Consider the following 17184-nt stretch of genomic DNA (forward strand, 5'->3'; position numbering starts at 1 on the left):
CGGTCAGTTCCTGACCGCCTGCGTGGTGCCGTCCTGGACGCGGAGACGGCGCTGCTTCTCGGCGATCAGGCGGCGCATGTTATGCAGCGAGGCAAGCATCAGGTACGCACCTTCCAGGTAACCGGCGCGGTTCAACGCAGCCAGGCGTGAACTGTCCAGCGCCGCCAGGCGCTCGCGGTCAATGCCGTGCAATCCGCTCACGCCCACGCGGTGATGCGGCGCGAGCTGCACATCAAGCGTCACCGGCTGGATGAGCCCGCAGTCGTCAAGCATCGTGAACATATTGGCCGCGAAGGCACTCCCCTCGTGGATGCCGCGCAGCACGCCGGCGATGTGGTCCAGGTAGGGCGTGTTGCCGCCCTGCGGCAGGAACACCGGCTCACCGGCGCCGGCGGTGACGCGCGGATGGTCCAGGTCCACGTGCATCACCGCATCCTGGGTGAGCACGCCATCCACGTAGTGCTCCTGGAACCCGATCAGGAACGGCCCTTTGGCGGCCGCGCCAGGCAGGTAGGAGGCATTCCAGCGCCCGTCCTGCAGGAACAGGTTCTCGTGTTGTTCGAAACCCAGCAGGGCCACGGACTGCCACGCTTCCGTCCCGGTTTCCCTTCGCAGGAAGATCGGATACTCACGCTGCAGTTCAGCGAACTCGCTGGGATAGGCCGGCACCATGCCCACCGCATCGCCGAACTGCGGCCCGAAGCCGGTGGCGACCTTCAGGTCCCGATGCGCGATGTTGTTGAGCATTTCATAGCGGGCCATCAGGATATCCAGTCCAGCGCGGGGTGGCTGGACAGCAGGGTAGCGCAGGCGCGACAGGTGCGGCGACACCGTCCCGGCACGGCACCGCTGGCGGGCAGCGGTGCCGTGCCGGACGCATCGGCAACCAGGCTCAGAACTTGTAGCGGACGCCCAGCATGTAGCGCGGGCTCTGGTCTGCCAGCTTGACGATCATCTGCGACGTGCGCGAGCGCCACCGCACATCCTCACCGGTCAGGTTGATCGCCTCCAGGCTGAAGGACCAGTGGTCATCGAGCGCGTAGTTGACGCTGAGATCCCACTGCTCGTACGGCTCCACATAGTACGGATTGCGGCTGGAGCCCTGGTTGGCCAGGATCAGGTACTGATCGCGCCAGTTCCATGCCAGTCGCACCGACCACCCGTACTTCTCGTACATCAGCATGGCGTTGGCGGTGTCGCTCAGGCCGGTGAGCGAGAACTGGTCGATACCCGGATCGCCGCCGTTGTTGTAGCCGACATCACCTTTCACCACCGTGTAGTTGGCCAGTACGCCGAACCCGGTGTCACCGAAGAAGTACTGCCCGCCCAGCTCCCAGCCGTGCAGCTTGGACTTGTTCTGGTTGATCGGGCGATTGACGTTGAACTGGTACAGCGGATCGTTGGCCTGCCCATACAGATCGTAGGCCGCTTCGGTGGCTAGGACCTGCGCATCGGTTCCGTTGTAGGCGCCCAGGCCGGCAGGATTGTTGCGCAGCAACGCCAGTGCGGTGAACAGCGAGGTGTCGTTGGCCGAGCAGGCGGCTGCGTTGGCCGGCCCGACCTGGGCGACGCAGGCGCCGCTGGTCAGGAAGTCCAACGCCGCCCGCGCATCCGGCCCGGAGGTCGGGTCGGTGAGGCCGTACAGGCTTTCCTGGACGACGGTGTTGCCGATGAAGTTGCTGACCGACTTGTTCCAGTAGGTCAATGACACATAGCTGGCATCGGCGAAGTACCACTCCAGCCCCAGGTCGAGGTTGTCCGATTCCAGCGGCTTCAGGCTCGGGTTCTGGGAATTGCCGCTGGCGCGCGACGAGGGATCGATCAGCACCGAGCCGAACGGTTGCTGGGCCCCGGGTCCTGCATAGAGATTGCCGTACGGCGCGCGGGCGATGCTTTTGCCGAACGACACACGGCCCTTCAGTTCCTCGGTGAGGTCGATGCTGAAATCAAGGTTGGGCAGGATGTAGCTGTACCGCGCCTTTTCCGTGAAGGGCTGCTGCTCATCGGACAGCACGATGCGGAAATCGTTGTTGGCCTGCCACTCGATGGACTCGGGAACGGCAATGACCGAGGTCGACACCACGTCGGTGGTTTCATAGCGCACGCCCAGGCGCGTGTTGGTGCGCATGCCCCCCAGTTCCCCGTCCAGCTCTACCTGGAAGTACGCCGCCTTGGTCTTCTCTTCCACGAAATTGTCGGCCGCGCGTTGCGGGTTCACACCCAGGCCAACGCCGTACTCGCGCGACGCCCATTGCGCGAGCTGCCCGGCATTGCCGCGCCAGGCCGGCCAGCTGTTTGCACTGTAGTCGTCGAACAAGCCGACGATGCTGACCGGTTGAAGCAGGTCCATCAGGCCCGCGGCGGTATCCCGGTCCACGTTGGCCACGCCCCAGTCGCCCAGGGTGGAGTAGGCCTCGGCGGCCTGGATGCGGTGGGTGGTGGACTTGTTGGTGTCCACGCCGAACTGGAAGCGGCCGTGGTCGAAGTTCCATTCGCCATCGACGCGCGCCTGCTTGATCTCGCTGATCTGGGTCTGCGCGTTGACGCGCAGCACCTGCGTGCCAACCTCGCCTTCCTGGAAGCCCGGATTGACCACGCCATTGGTCCCGGCGACCGCATCGGCGGTGCTGGGATACCAGACCTGGGTGCCAACCGGCAGGCCATTGTTGAAGTTCAGCTCCTGCACCCAGGAGCCACCGCAATGCGGGCCACGGGTACAGTTGTTGGTGCCGGCGATGCTCATGAAGATCGAACCACCGCCGGTCAGCGGATCATTCGGGCGGCTCTCGTTCTTCGAGTTGTGCGCATCGAAGCTGAGCTTGAAGCGGTCGCTGACATTCCAGACGGCGTTGAAGCCCAGCGAACCCAGCTTGTACTCCTGCATGCTGCGCTGCTGTTCCAGGCCGAAATCCTTGGTGCCGGCGATTTCGCGGATGTATACCGGCGTCGCGACGGCGCCACTGGTGTCGAACTCGACGTTGGTGTAGTTGCTGTTCTGCAACCACATGCCCTGCTCGCCGCGATTCTCGGTGATCTCGTTGGTCGAGTAGGTGTAATCCACGGTCAGGGTCAGGCTGTCCGTCGGCGCGAACTGCAGCACGGCCTGGCCGTTGACGCGTTCGCGCTCGAATTCGGAGAACGCGTAGCGCAGGTCATTGGGCCGCGCGTAAAGCTGGCCGACGGCCGGAGCATTGACCACGGTCGGGTTGCCCGGCATCGACCCTGTCCACGGCTGCACGTTCCAGTAGTTCTCCGTGGCCTGCACCGAGCCACCCTTGCGCTTCTGCTGGCTCGCGCTGAGGCTGACGCCAAAGGTCTTTTCCGGATTGCTGTAACTGAAGATGCCCGACAGCTCCGGTGTCAGGTCATTGTCGAACGGCTGGCTCTGGTCGGACACCAGCTTCGCCCCGGCGCTGGCCACGATGCCGGCGTGATCGAGCGGACGCGAGGTCAGGATGTTGATCGTCGCACCGATGCCACCGCTGGGCACCTGTGCCTGGCTGGTCTTGTAGACCTCGATGCCATTGATGGCCTCGGCGGCCAGTTGCGCGAAATTGAAGGCGCGGGTGCCGCCGTCGACACCGCCGATGGCCACCTGTCCGGAGGCACCGAACGCGTCCGCGCCCGGCATTTGCCGACCGTTGAGCGTGACCATGTTGAACTGCGGACCGAAGCCACGCGCGGTCACCTGCGCGCCCTCGCCGTCACGGCGCTCGATGGAGATGCCGGTGATGCGCTGCAACGACTCGGCAAGATTGGTATCGGGGAACTTGCCGATGTCCTCGGCACTGATCGCGTCGACCACGCCCGCCGAGTCGCGCTTGATGTCCATGGCCTGGCTCAGGCTGTTGCGTATGCCCGTGACCTGCACTGCATCAAGCTGGGTGGGTTGCGACTGGCTCTGCGGCTGCTGCCCGGTCGCCGGTGCGGCGTCCTGCGCAAAGGCGGGATTGATGACCAGGGCACCACCCACGAAGGTGAACATGGCCCGGGACCGGAACTTCGCCAACGCGCGGCTCATGAACCGGACCTCGGGCCCGGGGTGCCACGGAAACTGCAGGTGCTCATGAAAGTCCCCTCTGACATACGATCGAATGGATGTACCGCCCCCTCCCAGGGGCACGCACGGGCGTGGCCCGCATTCCAAACCGAACAGCACGGGTGCTCGGGCACGCCGCGACTTACACTTGCTTTTCAAGCCTGCCAGGACAAACACGCGGCAAAGAAGGCAGCCTCCCGGACCCTGGATCCCCGTCCGACTGGTAGCGCTACCATCGCGTTGCAGCGGAGAGTAATCACCGAGGTTCGCCGTTGTCACCATGCAGCGCAGCAAAACCGGCAGCGCGCGAAACAGCTGCTGACTCGGCCGTTGCTGCATCCGGTCACGCTCGCCCGCCGTAGGAAAGATGCCCGCGCTTGCGGGTCATCCAGAAAGGAACGCACCGTGAACGCTCTTCAGCGCATCGCCGCCGCAGTCGGCTTCGCCGTACTCGTTTCGTCCGGCTCCTCAGTTTTCGCCGCCAACACCGTCATCGTGGGCGGGGCAGAAATGTACCCCACCAGGACCATCGTCGAGAACGCCGTCAATTCCAAGGATCACACCACGCTCGTTGCAGCGGTCAAAGCAGCCGGCCTGGTCGACACCCTCAACGGCACCGGGCCCTTCACTGTTTTCGCGCCCACCAATGCGGCCTTCGAAAAACTGCCTGCAGGCACTGTCGATACGCTGGTGAAGCCGGAAAACAAGGCACGGTTGACCCGGATCCTGACCTACCACGTCGTCCCGGGCAGCTACAGTTCGGCCCAGCTTCTGGCCGATGCCCGCAAGCACGGCGGCAAGGCCACCCTGAAGACCGTACAGGGTGAGCCTCTCACCGTGGCGCTCCACGATGGCAAGCTCTGGGTGATCGATGCAGAGGGTGGCAAGGCAGGCATCAGCGTTGCAGATGTCAGCCAGTCCAACGGCGTCATCCACGTGGTCGACACCGTGCTGATGCCCAAGTAGGCGTCCTCATGCAACGGGCATCCGGCGCGATGCCCGTTGCCCGGGCCGGTCATTCCGCCGTCCGCATGCGGATGCCCGGCCGGCATGGCGCAGTGGCTACCACACCGGTCCCAGCAGCTTCGTCACTTCGGCCTCCAGTTTCTGCGCGGCCTCGTCCTGGGAGGCGACCTTGATGCACAACCCCGACTGTGCCGGTCCCGGCACCAGCTGGTAGCGGTTGATGGTGCCGCCACCTTCACCGTCCAGCGCTACCCGCGTCACTACCGTTCGGCCATTGGCGTGGAAGGTCCAGTCCTGATAATCAAACATGCTTCAGTAGGTGTGCGGCCAAGATGTCATCCCACTTTAGGCGGCACGACAGTGAAGAACGCTCCAGGAAGATGTTCAGCGCGCGTGGACATGATGACGACAGGGCCTATTGCAGTGTCCGCGCCAACTGCAGGACATCGGTGAAGAAGGAGGGATAGTCGTCCTGTGGAGCGCTGTGGCTCTCGCGCCGGTGGATCAGGCGCACTGCGACGACACGCTGTTCCGGGATGATCATCATGTATTGGCCCAGGTAGCCGTTGGCGGCGAAGCCGACGACCGGCCCACGTGTGATGTCGTAGAGATCGGCAAGCTTCAGCCCTCGCCCGGAGATCTGGCTGCCGTAACGCTGCGACCAGTCCGCGCCCAACTGATCGGCAAGGAAGGCCACCAGCGCGCTGCGGCTTTCGAATGCACGCCCTGCACTGGCCTGCAGTGCGCGCTGCACGTCGTCGTCCACCCTCCTTTGCACCAGCAGATCCTGTAGCCGGGGCTTGAGCTGGTAGCGTTCCCAGGCCGGTACCCGCCACCACAGCAGCCCGACATCTGGCGCACGGGCGCTTTCGGTCGTCATCAACGCGACCGACTGCTCACTCAGGAGACGTTTGCCATCCGGCGCCACGCCTCCTTCCAGCAACAGTTGCCCGATGGCGGCAAGATCGGCCGCGCGCAGGGACAGCCCGGCCATGCCCAGCGGGGTGCCTGCCTCATCCTTCATCCAGGTGTAGTGGGCAATGCCCAGGGGCTTGAACAGGCGCGCGTCCACATAGGCATCCAGCGGCTCGCCTGCCAGGCGCTCGACAATACCGGGCAGCAGGTTGGTGGCCTTGTTGTTGTAGGAGAACACGGTACCCGGGGCATCGCTCAGCTCGGCGGCCAGTGCCAGCCTGACCAGGTCCGGGGCCCCTTCCAGCTCTTCGCCCGCGTTCGCCACGTTCTGCAGGCCCGAGGTATGGTCCAGCAGCATGCGCACGGTAATGGCGCTCTTCCTGCCCTGCTTCCATTCGGGATAGATCTGGCTGACCGGCGTATCGATCGAAGCCAGCTTTCCTTCGTCCAGCAGCAACGCAATGGCCAGCGCGACGACCGACTTGGTGGCCGACATCAGGTGAACCGATTCCTGCCCCGCGGCGGGCTTCAGCTCAAGCAGCGTCTCCCGGTCGTGCATCACCAGGACCGCATCGGAATGCGCGGCGCGCGCGTTGCGCTCGATCGCGGCAAGGGCTTCGGCACGCGTCGCCGCTTGGGTGGGCCCGGCGATGCCGAACACCAGGGCCAGGGCGCAGGACAACCAGCAGGATCTTGGCATCGCAATCTCGTCCAATGAGCGTGTGTGCAGTTTGACTACATGTGTAGTCAAACTGCAGTGCCTGAAGTCATGCCGCGCTTGAGTGCTGAAGGTGGGCTGGGCGCCGCTCCGGCCCACCTGCAGCGCGGTCGACTACAGCGGTCGCCATGCCGCGCCGCACGGTATGATGCGGCGACCCGGAACCTGCGATGATTGCAGCGGCCGCCCATCCGCTGATCGCGCGCGCCAGGACCCCCTGCGCCGGGGTCGCTGCCGGTGCCGCTGAAGCCCCACTCCATGCTCGCCCCCCAAGCCCCCCTCGTGATCTGGGCAGCGGTCGCCGTTGCCACCATCGGCCTGCTGTTCCGTCCTTTCCGCATCCCCGAATATGTGTGGGCGTTGTGCGCTGCCGCCCTCTTGCCGTTGCTGGGCGCGGTGTCGCTGCACACCGCATGGGGCGCGGTGGCCGAAGGCCGCGACGTCTACCTTTTCCTGGTCGGCATGATGATGCTGGCCGAACTGGCGCGGCGCGAAGGCCTGTTCGATTGGGTGGCGTTGTACGCGGTCCGGCATGCGGGCGGATCGGGGCGACGCCTGTTCGACCTGGTGTTCCTGGTCGGCACGCTGGTGACGGTGTTCCTGTCCAACGATGCAACGGCCGTGGTGCTGACGCCGGCGGTCTACGCCGCCTGCAAGGCGGCGCGCGCCAATCCCCTGCCCTACCTGTTCGTCTGTGCCTTCATCGCCAATGCGGCCAGCTTCGTGCTGCCCATTTCCAATCCGGCCAACCTGGTGGTGTACGGCCAGCACATGCCGCCGCTGCTGCAGTGGCTGGCGCAGTTCGCGCTGCCGTCGGCGGCGGCGATCGGTGCCACCTACCTGGTCCTGCGCTGGGTGCACCGGCGCGAGATCGCCCAGCCGCTGGTGGCCGCGCCGGTGCATCGCCCGTTGACCGACGGCGGCCGGCTGAGCGCACTGGGCGTGCTGTTCACCGGCAGCGTGTTGCTGGTCACGTCCGCCTTGAACGGGCCATTGGGCCTGACCACGTTCTGCGCGGGCACGCTGAGTGTGGCGGTGGTGGCGATCCGTCAGCGGCGCAGCCCGCTGCCACTGCTGCGCCACGTGTCCTGGGGCGTGCTGCCGCTGGTGGCGGGACTGTTCGTGCTGGTGGAAGCGGTGGCGCAGACCGGTGTCATCCAGACCGCGGCCAGCGCCCTGCAGGCCCTGGCGCAGGCATCTCCCCGCCAGGCCAGCTGGCTGGCCGGTGGCGCGGCTGCGCTGCTGAGCAACGTAGCCAACAATCTGCCGGTCGGCCTGGCCGCCGGTTCGCTGGGGCAGATGGCCGACCTGCCGGCGCAGACCCGTGCCGCATTGCTGGTCGGCGTGGATCTGGGACCCAACCTGTCGGTCACCGGTTCGCTGGCGACGATGCTGTGGCTGGTGGCGCTGCGCCGCGAGGGCGAGCATGTCAGCGCGCTCGACTTCCTGCGCGTCGGCGCGCTGGTGATGCCGCCGGCGTTGATCGGAGCACTGCTGCTGCTCTGATCGGCGCACGAGCGGCATGCGCTTCTAGAAGGCCACCTGCAGGCGGGTGTTGAAGGTGGTGCCTTCATCCCTGCCCTGGCCGGTGCCGCTGCGGTTGCGGGCCTGCCAACGGATCGCCTCGAACATCACGCGGCTGAAGTCGTTGAGATACCAGTTCGCACCCAGCGTCCACGCGTGGCCGGTACCGCCACTGGGCAGCTCGGCATAGTCCACATCCTCGTAGCGCCCCTTCAGTTCCCATGCCCCGGCGCCGCCGCGGGTGACAGGATCGGCCACCTTGACCCGGCCCCAGGTGCCGGCCTTGCCCGAATAGGCCGGCCTTGCACCGGCCAGGAACCAGCCAGCCGAAATCGCCCAGGCCTGGTGGTCCAGATCGTAGCGCCCGCTGGCGTCGGCCCCGCGCAGGTTGCGCGTACCCCATTCGCCGGTCGCCCAGGCCGGCCCGAAGAAGCCTGCCAGTTCCGCGCCATGGGCCGTGCTGCGCTCGGCGCCCAGCAGTGTGCCCGGCGCGATCTTGACCAGGTCGTTGAAGTGCCCGGCGATGGCCGAACTGCGGACGACGCCGCTGGCCCCTGCGGCGATCTCCTCGTGGAAGGCCCAGGCCCCCAGGTGCACCGTGACCGCTTCGTTGGCCACCGGGTTCCAATGCACGCGCGTGGCCCAGGTCTGGCTGTCGTTGTCGGTGCCGGTGTTGTTGAGATCGTTGCCGGCCACCGACAGGCTGGCATGCCAGTCCTTGCCGTACACGCGCTCGGTCAGGCCGACACCGAACAGGCCGCGCTGCGGCAGCATCAGCGTGCCGACCACGTTGCGGTCCTGGAACGGCGTGTTGGACGTGCTGCTGGAGCCGTCGATACCCCGGTCGTTGAGGCGGTTGCCCACGGTCAGGTCGGCCGGCAGCCCGAACAGGCGGTGGTCCACGGTGGCGTAGACCGACTTCCACGCCACCGCGTTGTCGGCGAAGTCACCTTCCACCGCCCAGCCGAGGATGCCGTAGCGGCCTTCGGCGCCCAACCGCACCGAGCGGATCTCGGTACCGGAGATGTTGCGGTCACTCACTGAGGATCCATCGGTGCTGGATGCGTCGACGAACAGGCGTCCGCGCGGACGGAACACCACGCTGCCATCGGCACTGCTGAATTCCGGTGCGCCCTTGGACCAGGTGACCTTGGGCGCCTTGGCCTGGCTGGATTCCAGTGCGGCAATGCGGGTGTCCAGCGCGGGAGCCTGCGTTGCGACCGCCGCGCCGGAAGTGCCGCGCCCGCCTTCCACGGCACGCAGGCGCGCCTCCAACTGCTGGATCTGCAGCGCCTGCTGCTGCACCAGGCGTGAGAGTTCGGCCTGGCTCAGTGGTGCGGGAGGGGACGAAACAGCCTGGGCGCCAACATGGCCACTGGCCAACAGCAGGCCAAGCGCGACCGGCAGCACTGCCAGCGGCAGCACGGTGGAATGATTCATGGGCTCTCTCTCCGGCCAGCCGGCCCCCTGGCCCGGCGCTGGCCTGTTGCGGTGGTGCGGGGGAAGATCGGGGGAGGAAGTGCGCGCCGCCGGATCGGTCCGGCGGCGCGGCGGGCCGGCTCAGCGCGGCCGGTTCAGCTGGTGGCCTGTGCCTGGGCGTTGGGACGCCAGGTGATCAGCTTGTTCTCGACCACGTCCAGCAGGGCGTCGATGACCAGCACGAAGGCGGCCAGGATGATGATGCCGGCGAACACGCCCACGGCATTGAAGTTGCCCTCGGCCTGCGCGATCAAGTAACCCAGGCCCGCCGAGGCCCCGAGGTACTCACCGATGATCGCGCCGACCACCGCGAAGCCCACCGAGGTGCGCAGCGAGGACAGGATCCAGCTGGCTGCTGCAGGGAAGTAGACATGGCGCAGCAGGTCGCTACGGCTTGCGCCCAGGATGCGGGCATTGGCCAGCACCACCGGATTCACCTCGCGCACGCCCTGCATGGCATTGAAGAACGTGGTGAAGAACACCAGGGTGACCGCCAGCGCCACCTTCGACCACAGGCCCAGCCCCAGCCACAACACGAAAATCGGCGCCAGCACTACGCGCGGAATTGCGTTGAAGCCTTTGATGAAGGGGTCGAGGATACGCGCCGAGCGTCGGCTCAGGCCCAGCCACACGCCGCCAGCCACACCCAGGCCGGTGCCGATGATGTAGCCCAGCGCGGTTTCGGTCAGGGTGATGTAGACGTGCTGGTAGAACGAGGTATCGGACAGCCAGGTCCAGGCCTGCTGCACGATCGCTGTTGGCGAAGGGAAGAAGAACGGATCGATCACGCCCAGCGCGATACCGCCTTCCCAGCCGCCGAAAACGGCGACTACCAGGGCCAGCTGGATGAATTTGTCAGTCTTGGCGTGCATAGCTCTTCTCCACTTCGCCGCGCAGGCAGGCCCAGATGTCGCGGTACAGGTCGGTGAAACGGTCATCCAGCTTGATCTCGGCCACATTGCGCGGACGCTCCAGATCCACGTCGAAGCTGCGCACCACGCGGCTGGCTGGGCCGGAGGACAGCACCACCACGCGATCCCCCAGGGCGATCGCTTCTTCCAGATCGTGGGTGATCAGGATCACCGAGCGCCGGTCCTCCTGCCACAGGCGCAGCAGCTCGTTCTGCATCAGGTGCCGGGTGTGGATGTCCAGCGCCGAGAACGGTTCATCCATCAGGATCACCTTCGGCTCGACGATCAGCGCCTGCGCCATCTGCACGCGCTTGCGCTGGCCACCGGACAGCTGATGGGGGTAGCGATGCTCGAAACCGGCCAGGCCGACCTTGGCCAGCCACGCGTTGGCCTTGGCCTTGCGTTCGGCTTCGGGCACGCCGCGGAAGCGCAGGCCGAGTTCAACATTCTGGTAAGCCGTCTTCCACGGCAGCAGCGCATCCTGCTGGAACAGGTAGCCGACCGACTCCTGCACACCGCTGACGGTGCGGCCGTCGATGCTGACCTGCCCGGAAGACGGCTTCAGCAGACCCGCCACGGAATTGAGGATGGTGCTCTTGCCGCAGCCGGTCGGGCCGACGATGGCAAGGAACTCGCCGTCACCCACCTGGATGTCGACATCACGCACGGCGGTGAATTCGCCGAAGGACATGGTCACCTTGTTGAGGGCGACCATGGTCTGTGCAGGCTCCAGCTGCGGCGCGCCGTTGAGCTGGCGCACGGTGGCATTGAGGGCCATGGGGTTACCTCCGCTTACGGTTGGGCCGCCGGCGCCGCAGCGTTGGCACGCTCGACGAAGGCATTGGTGTAGGTCCTGGACAGATCGATGTTGGCCTTGGCCACATCCGTGTTGAACTCGCGCAGCACCTTCAGTGGGGTTTCCAGGTCGGCCGGCGTGAAGTGACCGTCCCGGGTAAAGATCGCGCGGGCGTTCTCCACCGCGCGGGCATAGGTGGCGCGGTCGCCGGAGACGTAGCTGTCCGGCAGGGCCGCGACGATCTCCTCGGCGCTGTTGTCGGCGATGAACTTCAGCGCCATCTGCTCGGCCCGGGCAATCTTCGCGGCCGCCTCCGGTCGCTTGTCCAGGAAGCTCTGGTTGGCGTACATCACCGAGGTCGGGTACAGGCCGCCATAGACCTGGCGGGCGCCGTCATCGCTGCGCGCGTCGAGGAGGATCTTCCCGACCTTGCGCTCGGTGATCAGGGTGGCGGCCGGGTCGTAGTTGACCAGCAGGTCGATCTTGCCCTGCTCCAGCGCGGCGACCGCTGCGGCGCCCGAGCCGACGCCGATCAGCGAGATGCTATCGGCCGGAATATCATGCTGGGCGAGGAAGTGACGGACGAAGAAGTCTGACGAGGAGCCCGGTGCGGTAATGCCGACCTTCTGGCCCTTGATGGTCTCCGGGCGGGCCGGATCGAAGGTGGCATCCTCGCGGCCGGCCATCACCAGGCCGGAGTTGCGCGAGAGCAGCACGAAGGCCACCACGTCCTTGCCCTTGGCCTGCATCTGGATGGTGTGGTCGTAGAAGCCGACGGCCACGTCGGTGGAATTGGCCACCAGCGCCTGCAATACCTTGGAGCCGCCCTGGGCGAAGTTCTCGGTCTTCACTTCGAGACCGACATCCTTGAAATAGCCCTTTGCGTCGGCGATGAAGAACGGCAGGTTGTTGAGGTTGTAGGAGCCGACGCTGATGCGTACCGGTGCATTGTCAGCGCTGCCTGTGGTCGCACCTTCGGCGCGGCCGCTGTTGCTGCATCCGGCCGCGGCCAGACCAGCCGCGCACAGCGCGGCCATCAGGAACTGCTTGTACATCATCCCTCCCAGGAGTGAAGCATCTACGTTGTAATGGCGGGCATGCGTGTCTACGCCGGCCCGTCCGGATTCAGATCATGCCGCTGACGTCCATTGGCGGGCTTGGGTGGCACTGGCCGTGGTGGGCGCGGGCGAAGTCGCGTACACGCGCCCCTCGAACAAGCGGCGCGCGGTGCGGACCACGCTGGCAATCACCGGCGAATCGCCCGAGCTGCGACTGAGGCCCACCTCCAGGGCCCCGCTCGGATGTTCGAGGGTAATGCGGCCGGGAACGGACAGGCATCCGACCAAAGTGTGGGCCAGCGTGCCCGGCGTGACGGCGGCGGTGGCCAGGCCAACGGCACCGGTAATGGCCAGCGCGGTGTGGCATTGATGCGGCATGAAATAGCGCACCTGCAGATCGCCCCCATGTTGCGGCGCCGACAGCAGCACCGGCTTCGGAATGACCTTGTTGCCGGCGTCGGCGATGCCCATGCGGGCGCCCGCCTCGATGCGCAGCGCTTCCAGCCGGCGCATGAATACCGCGTCCGCGTTCAGTTCGGCGGGCGGGGCATCGCCGCGCATGCCCAGGTCTTCGGCACGCACCAGCATCATCGGCATCGCGCAGTCCACCAGGCTGACCGGCACTCCATCAATGGTCTCCTGCGCGTGCCCGCTGGGCAGCAGCTTGCCGGTGCGGGCACCTGCCGCATCAAGGAAGGAGAGCCTGACCGGCGAAGCCGAGCCCGGCGCGCCGGCAATGCGCGTGTCACCTCGGTACACCACGTTGCCGCCGGGCGTTTCCACCGTGGCGACGATCAGCTTGCCGGTGTTGACGTTGTGGATGCGCACCTCGGTCTGCGGATCCTGCGCCTGCACCAGCCCACGCTCGATGGCATACGGGCCTACGGCCGCCAGCATGTTGCCGCAGTTGGGCGAGGTATCCACCACCTGCTGCTCTACCCGTACCTGGGCGAACAGGTAGTCGACATCGGCGTCCGGACGGCTGGAGCGGTCGATGATCGCCACCTTGCTGGTCAGCGCGTTGCCTCCGCCGATGCCATCGATCTGCAGCGGATGCCCCGATCCCATCACTTCCAGCAGCAGGCGATCGCGTTCGGCGGTGTCCGCCGGCAGGTCGCTGGCCAGGAAGAAAGGGCCCTTGGAGGTGCCGCCGCGCATGAGGACGCAGGGAATGCTGAGCAGATCGTTGGACATACGTGTGCTAGATTGATGCGTATAGGGGATGAATGACCCCTCTGTGATTCGATACTGGCATGACCCCAATTGATCTGTGAATTGCTGATTTTTGGATGATTGATACCTAATGAGCATCAATTGCGAAATCCTGGATCTGCGTGCGTTCCTGCTGGTGTCGGAGACCCGCAGCTTCCATCGCGCCGCGGAAATCCTGCACGTCTCCCAGCCAGCATTCAGCCGGCGTATCCAGAAACTGGAACAGGCGGTGGGGTCGCCGCTGCTGGAGCGCACCACGCGCAGCGTCAGTACCACCGCTGTCGGCGAGAACCTGCTGCCGCTGGTGCGCCGCATGCTGGAGGAATTCGATGGATCACTGTTCTCGCTGCGCGGCCGCGAGGACACCCGCGGCGCGACAGTGACCATCGCCTGCCTGCCGACGGCGGCGTTCTACTTCCTGCCCAGCGTGATGGCGCGTTTCCACGAAGCGCACCCGAACGTGCGCTTCCGCATTCTGGATATCCCGGCCACGGAGGGTCTGCAGGCAGTGGAACGTGGCGAAGTGGAGTTCGGCATCAACTTCATGGGCGCCAACGATCCGAATCTCGATTTCGACGTACTGGCAGAGGACCCGTTCGTGCTGGCGTGCCGTCGCGATCATCCGCTGGCGCGCAAGCGCAAGGTGGAATGGGCCGACCTGGCCGAGCACCAGTTGATCACCGTGCATCGCACCAGCGGCAACCGCACGCTGCTGGATGGTGCGCTGGCGCGCGAGAACCTCAAGTTGAGCTGGCACTACGAAGTGACCCACCTGTCGACGTCACTGGGCATGGTCGAGGCGGGCATCGGGGTGTCGGTGCTGCCGAAGATGGCCACGCCAGATGGGGATCACCCCACCCTGGTGACGCGCGCGATCGGCAACCCGGTGGTGTCACGCACGATCGGCATCGTCCGCCGCCGCGGCGCCCTGCTCTCGCCCACGGCGGAGCGATTCCTGCAGATGCTGATGAGCCAGTGGCGTGGGGAGGCGTGAGCAGCCCCGCAGTTCACGCACCCATCCGTTCCGGCACACTGGGCGCTGACAGGGCCGCCCTTCATGACGAGGCCGCGAAGATCGACGCAATACCTGCAAGCGATCCCACGGCCACCCATGAGAGCGTGGCGAATGCAGTCAGCAGTACCTTCGGGTGGACGGCCTGCGCTTCGTTCTGGGCCTCCGACCGTCGCGCATAGGGCCTGGAGAAACCCAGCAGTTCGCCGGTGACAGTCAACACCCCCATCAGGATCAGTGCGGTCACGCAGAAGCCGAACATGGAGCCTATGAAGGCCAAATGGCGGGTGTCGCCGATAGCCGGCTGAGTCCCGGCCAGGGCTTCCACAAGTTGCCCCGTCCACCGTGCGGGCAGCCAAGCCAGGGCTGCGACAATGCCGAATTGACTGGCCACGTTGATCCAGAACCAGGATGTGGTCTTCATGACGTCAGCGTTTCCGGTGTTGGCCAGTGGCGGGCATCGTGACGCCTGCGCCAGCCCCGCGCAACGCTGCATGGGGAAGCCAGCCAGCGGCCGGCACTACCAGGTCAATCAGCCTGCGGTTTCCAGCCCCTTGCCTGCCGCATCCATCCGCAACGAGGCCAGGTACCGGCAGTACTTGCCGACGAACATGAGCGGTCCCTTGGTGAGCGGTGGCGAGGGGCCCTCGCCTTGGCGCTCACTATTCGCTTCCGCCCCAATGGCGACCAGTGACAGCTGTCAGTCTTCGTGGATTACGCCGCGCGCACCGCGACCACGCTGCCGGTACTGCTCGATCCACTCCAGCGAGGGCGCAACACCGCCGAACGGGAACAGGTGCGGACTGACCTGGCCATGCGCGCTGGTCAACCCCTTCACCAGGCGATCGACGAAAACCTCCGGCCCCGCCGTTCCGAGCAGGCGGCCGATCGAGATGCCATACCGGGCGAGCATCGATGCACTGGCGCCTACGCCGCACATCGCCGCATAACGCAGCAAGCGGGTGATGCTGGCCGGACCCGGCACACCGACCAGCACCGGAACGGTGATGCCACGCGTGCGCAGTGCATCCAGCCAGGTCAGCACGGTATCGGCATCGAACGCGAACTGGGTGACGATCAAGGGGGCCATGCCGCGTGCTTCTATGCGCTGGCATTTGTGTTGAAGCGCCTGCCAGCGTTCGTCACTGCTCATTACCGGGTGGCCTTCCGGATGCCCGCCGATGGCGGCGACCTTGATACCGTGTCGCTCCAGAAGACCGGTCTCGATGATCGACGCGCTGTCTGCAAATGGTCCGATGGGCGTGGCCAGGTCACCCGCGATCAGCAGGCAACGCGCGACCCCGGCTTCGCCGGCGGTACGTTCCAGGAAGCGTTCAAGCGCTGCGTGTGACCCGATACGCCGCGCGGAGAGATGCGGCATCGGCTCGAAGCCGAGCTCGCGCACCGCGCATGCGGCGGCCAGGCGTGCGTCGTCGTCCTCGCTGGCCAGCCAGGGAATGGAGATGATTGTGCCGCGCGGTATGCGGGCCGCCTCGGCGCGCAGCGCAGGCATGGCTTTCGCGCTGACTTCCAGTGAAAAGGCGTTGATGAAGGCTTCCGCGTGCGCTGAGGTACCGACCGGCATCAGCGCGCCTCGCGTGCATTGCCGGCAAGCGGCGAGCTGTTGCGGGCCAGTTCGATGAAGGCCTGCAGGTAGTCGATACCGGTATCGGCCTCGCGCGCGCCCAGGTAGATCTGCTTGGGGATGCCCTTGGCGCCCAGCCGTACGGGCACCACGTCCATGCGCGTGGCGTACTCCTCCACCAGCCAGCGCGGCATGGCAGCCACGCCGCGGCCGCTGGCCACCATCTGCATCATGATGTCGGTGGTTTCAATGGCCTTGTGGCGCCGCGGCGTGATGCCGGCCGGCAGCAGGAACTGGTTGTAGATGTCCAGGCGCTCGAACGGCACCGGGTAGCTGATCAGCACTTCCTGGCCGAGCTGGCGCGGCTTTACGTAGTCCACCTTGGCCAGGGCGTGGTTGCTGGCCACCACCAGCACCTGCTCGTAGTCGAACACGGGAATGAACTTCAGGCCTGGCTTCAGCAATGGGTCGGGGGTGACCAGCAGGTCGATCTCATAGCCGAACAGCGCGCCGATGCCGCCGAACTGGAACTTCTGCTTGACGTCCACATCCACATCCGGCCACGCGGCCAGATACGGCGAGACGATCTTCAACAGCCACTGGTAGCAGGGATGGCACTCCATGCCGATGCGCAGCGCGCCGCGCTCGCCCTGTGCGAACTGGCCCAGCCGCTCCTCGGCCAGGTCCAGCTGCGGCAGCACGCGGTTGGCGACTGCCAGCAGGTATTGCCCGGCCTGGGTCAGCCGCAGGCTGCGGCCTTCGCGCAGCCACACATCGGTGCCGAGCTGCTGCTCCAGCTTTTTCATGCTGTGGCTCAGGGCTGACTGGGTCAGGTTGAGCACGCCGGCCGCGGCGGTGAGCGAGCCCTGCTGCTCAACCTGCTGCACGATGCTGAGGTGGATCCGTTCCAGCATGACGATGAATCTCGCTCATGGATTGGTGAAGTAATACCATTTTACGTCATGGAAG

15 protein-coding genes are annotated in these 17184 nt (G+C 65.9%); 3 read left to right on the forward strand and 12 right to left on the reverse strand.

The window, feature by feature from the left end; all coding sequences use genetic code 11:
* Positions 1–3: 3 nt before the first annotated feature.
* The gene (locus tag M1L61_RS11910) at positions 4–762 is read right to left on the reverse strand and encodes a SapC family protein (RefSeq protein WP_043395877.1); all 759 of its coding nucleotides are present in this window, start codon (positions 760–762) and stop codon (positions 4–6) included.
* 130 nt (positions 763–892) lie between these two features.
* Positions 893–4021 carry a TonB-dependent receptor gene (locus tag M1L61_RS11915; protein ID WP_241883308.1) on the reverse strand — a complete coding sequence of 1043 codons (3129 nt, stop codon included), beginning with the start codon at positions 4019–4021 and terminating at the stop codon, positions 893–895.
* 423 nt (positions 4022–4444) lie between these two features.
* Between M1L61_RS11915 and M1L61_RS11920 the strand changes: the two genes are divergently transcribed.
* Positions 4445–5005 (forward strand): fasciclin domain-containing protein, encoded by a 561-nt coding sequence (locus M1L61_RS11920; RefSeq protein ID WP_043395883.1) that lies wholly within the window; start codon positions 4445–4447, stop codon positions 5003–5005.
* 96 nt (positions 5006–5101) lie between these two features.
* Here M1L61_RS11920 and M1L61_RS11925 read toward each other — a convergent pair whose 3' ends face one another.
* Positions 5102–5314 carry a hypothetical protein gene (locus M1L61_RS11925; RefSeq protein WP_248853494.1) on the reverse strand — a complete coding sequence of 71 codons (213 nt, stop codon included), beginning with the start codon at positions 5312–5314 and terminating at the stop codon, positions 5102–5104.
* Between the two features lie 106 nt (positions 5315–5420).
* Positions 5421–6602: a serine hydrolase domain-containing protein gene (locus tag M1L61_RS11930; RefSeq protein WP_049481179.1), complete on the reverse strand. Its 1182-nt coding sequence runs from the start codon at positions 6600–6602 to the stop codon at positions 5421–5423.
* Positions 6603–6896: 294 nt separating this feature from the next.
* Between M1L61_RS11930 and M1L61_RS11935 the strand changes: the two genes are divergently transcribed.
* Positions 6897–8144, forward strand: coding sequence for an arsenic transporter (locus M1L61_RS11935; RefSeq protein ID WP_248853495.1), 1248 nt, complete (start codon positions 6897–6899; stop codon positions 8142–8144).
* A gap of 24 nt (positions 8145–8168) precedes the next feature.
* Here the strand turns inward: M1L61_RS11935 and M1L61_RS11940 are convergent, their stop codons facing one another.
* The 5 genes from M1L61_RS11940 to M1L61_RS11960 all read right to left on the reverse strand — a co-directional run bounded on the left by M1L61_RS11940 (position 8169) and on the right by M1L61_RS11960 (position 13600).
* Positions 8169–9602: a porin gene (locus M1L61_RS11940; protein WP_248853496.1), complete on the reverse strand. Its 1434-nt coding sequence runs from the start codon at positions 9600–9602 to the stop codon at positions 8169–8171.
* Positions 9603–9736: 134 nt separating this feature from the next.
* Entirely contained in the window at positions 9737–10513 is a 777-nt protein-coding gene (locus M1L61_RS11945; RefSeq protein ID WP_005409726.1) for an ABC transporter permease, read from the reverse strand.
* On the reverse strand, positions 10497–11330 hold the full coding sequence (locus M1L61_RS11950) for an ABC transporter ATP-binding protein (protein ID WP_143993698.1): 834 nt from the start codon (positions 11328–11330) through the stop codon (positions 10497–10499). Before M1L61_RS11950 ends, M1L61_RS11945 begins: the two co-directional genes overlap by 17 nt.
* 14 nt (positions 11331–11344) lie before the next feature.
* On the reverse strand, positions 11345–12403 hold the full coding sequence (locus M1L61_RS11955) for an ABC transporter substrate-binding protein (protein WP_248853497.1): 1059 nt from the start codon (positions 12401–12403) through the stop codon (positions 11345–11347).
* A gap of 75 nt (positions 12404–12478) precedes the next feature.
* Positions 12479–13600 carry a 4-oxalomesaconate tautomerase gene (locus tag M1L61_RS11960; RefSeq protein WP_191851443.1) on the reverse strand — a complete coding sequence of 374 codons (1122 nt, stop codon included), beginning with the start codon at positions 13598–13600 and terminating at the stop codon, positions 12479–12481.
* Positions 13601–13709: 109 nt separating this feature from the next.
* On the opposite strand from M1L61_RS11960, the gene M1L61_RS11965 reads away from it, so the two are divergent.
* A complete protein-coding gene (locus M1L61_RS11965; protein ID WP_248853498.1) occupies positions 13710–14612 on the forward strand; it encodes a LysR family transcriptional regulator in 903 nt (300 codons plus the stop codon).
* Positions 14613–14673: 61 nt separating this feature from the next.
* Here M1L61_RS11965 and M1L61_RS11970 read toward each other — a convergent pair whose 3' ends face one another.
* From M1L61_RS11970 to M1L61_RS11980, 3 genes are all read right to left on the reverse strand, one after another.
* Complete coding sequence (locus M1L61_RS11970) at positions 14674–15054, reverse strand: hypothetical protein (protein WP_248853499.1); 381 nt, start codon at positions 15052–15054, stop codon at positions 14674–14676.
* Positions 15055–15330: 276 nt separating this feature from the next.
* Positions 15331–16215 (reverse strand): methylenetetrahydrofolate reductase, encoded by an 885-nt coding sequence (locus tag M1L61_RS11975; protein ID WP_019337725.1) that lies wholly within the window; start codon positions 16213–16215, stop codon positions 15331–15333.
* Positions 16215–17129 (reverse strand): LysR family transcriptional regulator, encoded by a 915-nt coding sequence (locus M1L61_RS11980; RefSeq protein WP_019337726.1) that lies wholly within the window; start codon positions 17127–17129, stop codon positions 16215–16217. The genes M1L61_RS11975 and M1L61_RS11980 overlap by 1 nt, the downstream gene beginning before the upstream one ends.
* Between the last annotated feature and the right edge of the window lie 55 nt (positions 17130–17184).

Origin of the sequence: Stenotrophomonas sp. NY11291, from assembly GCF_023277365.1 — a bacterium.
Lineage (GTDB): Bacteria > Pseudomonadota > Gammaproteobacteria > Xanthomonadales > Xanthomonadaceae > Stenotrophomonas > Stenotrophomonas geniculata.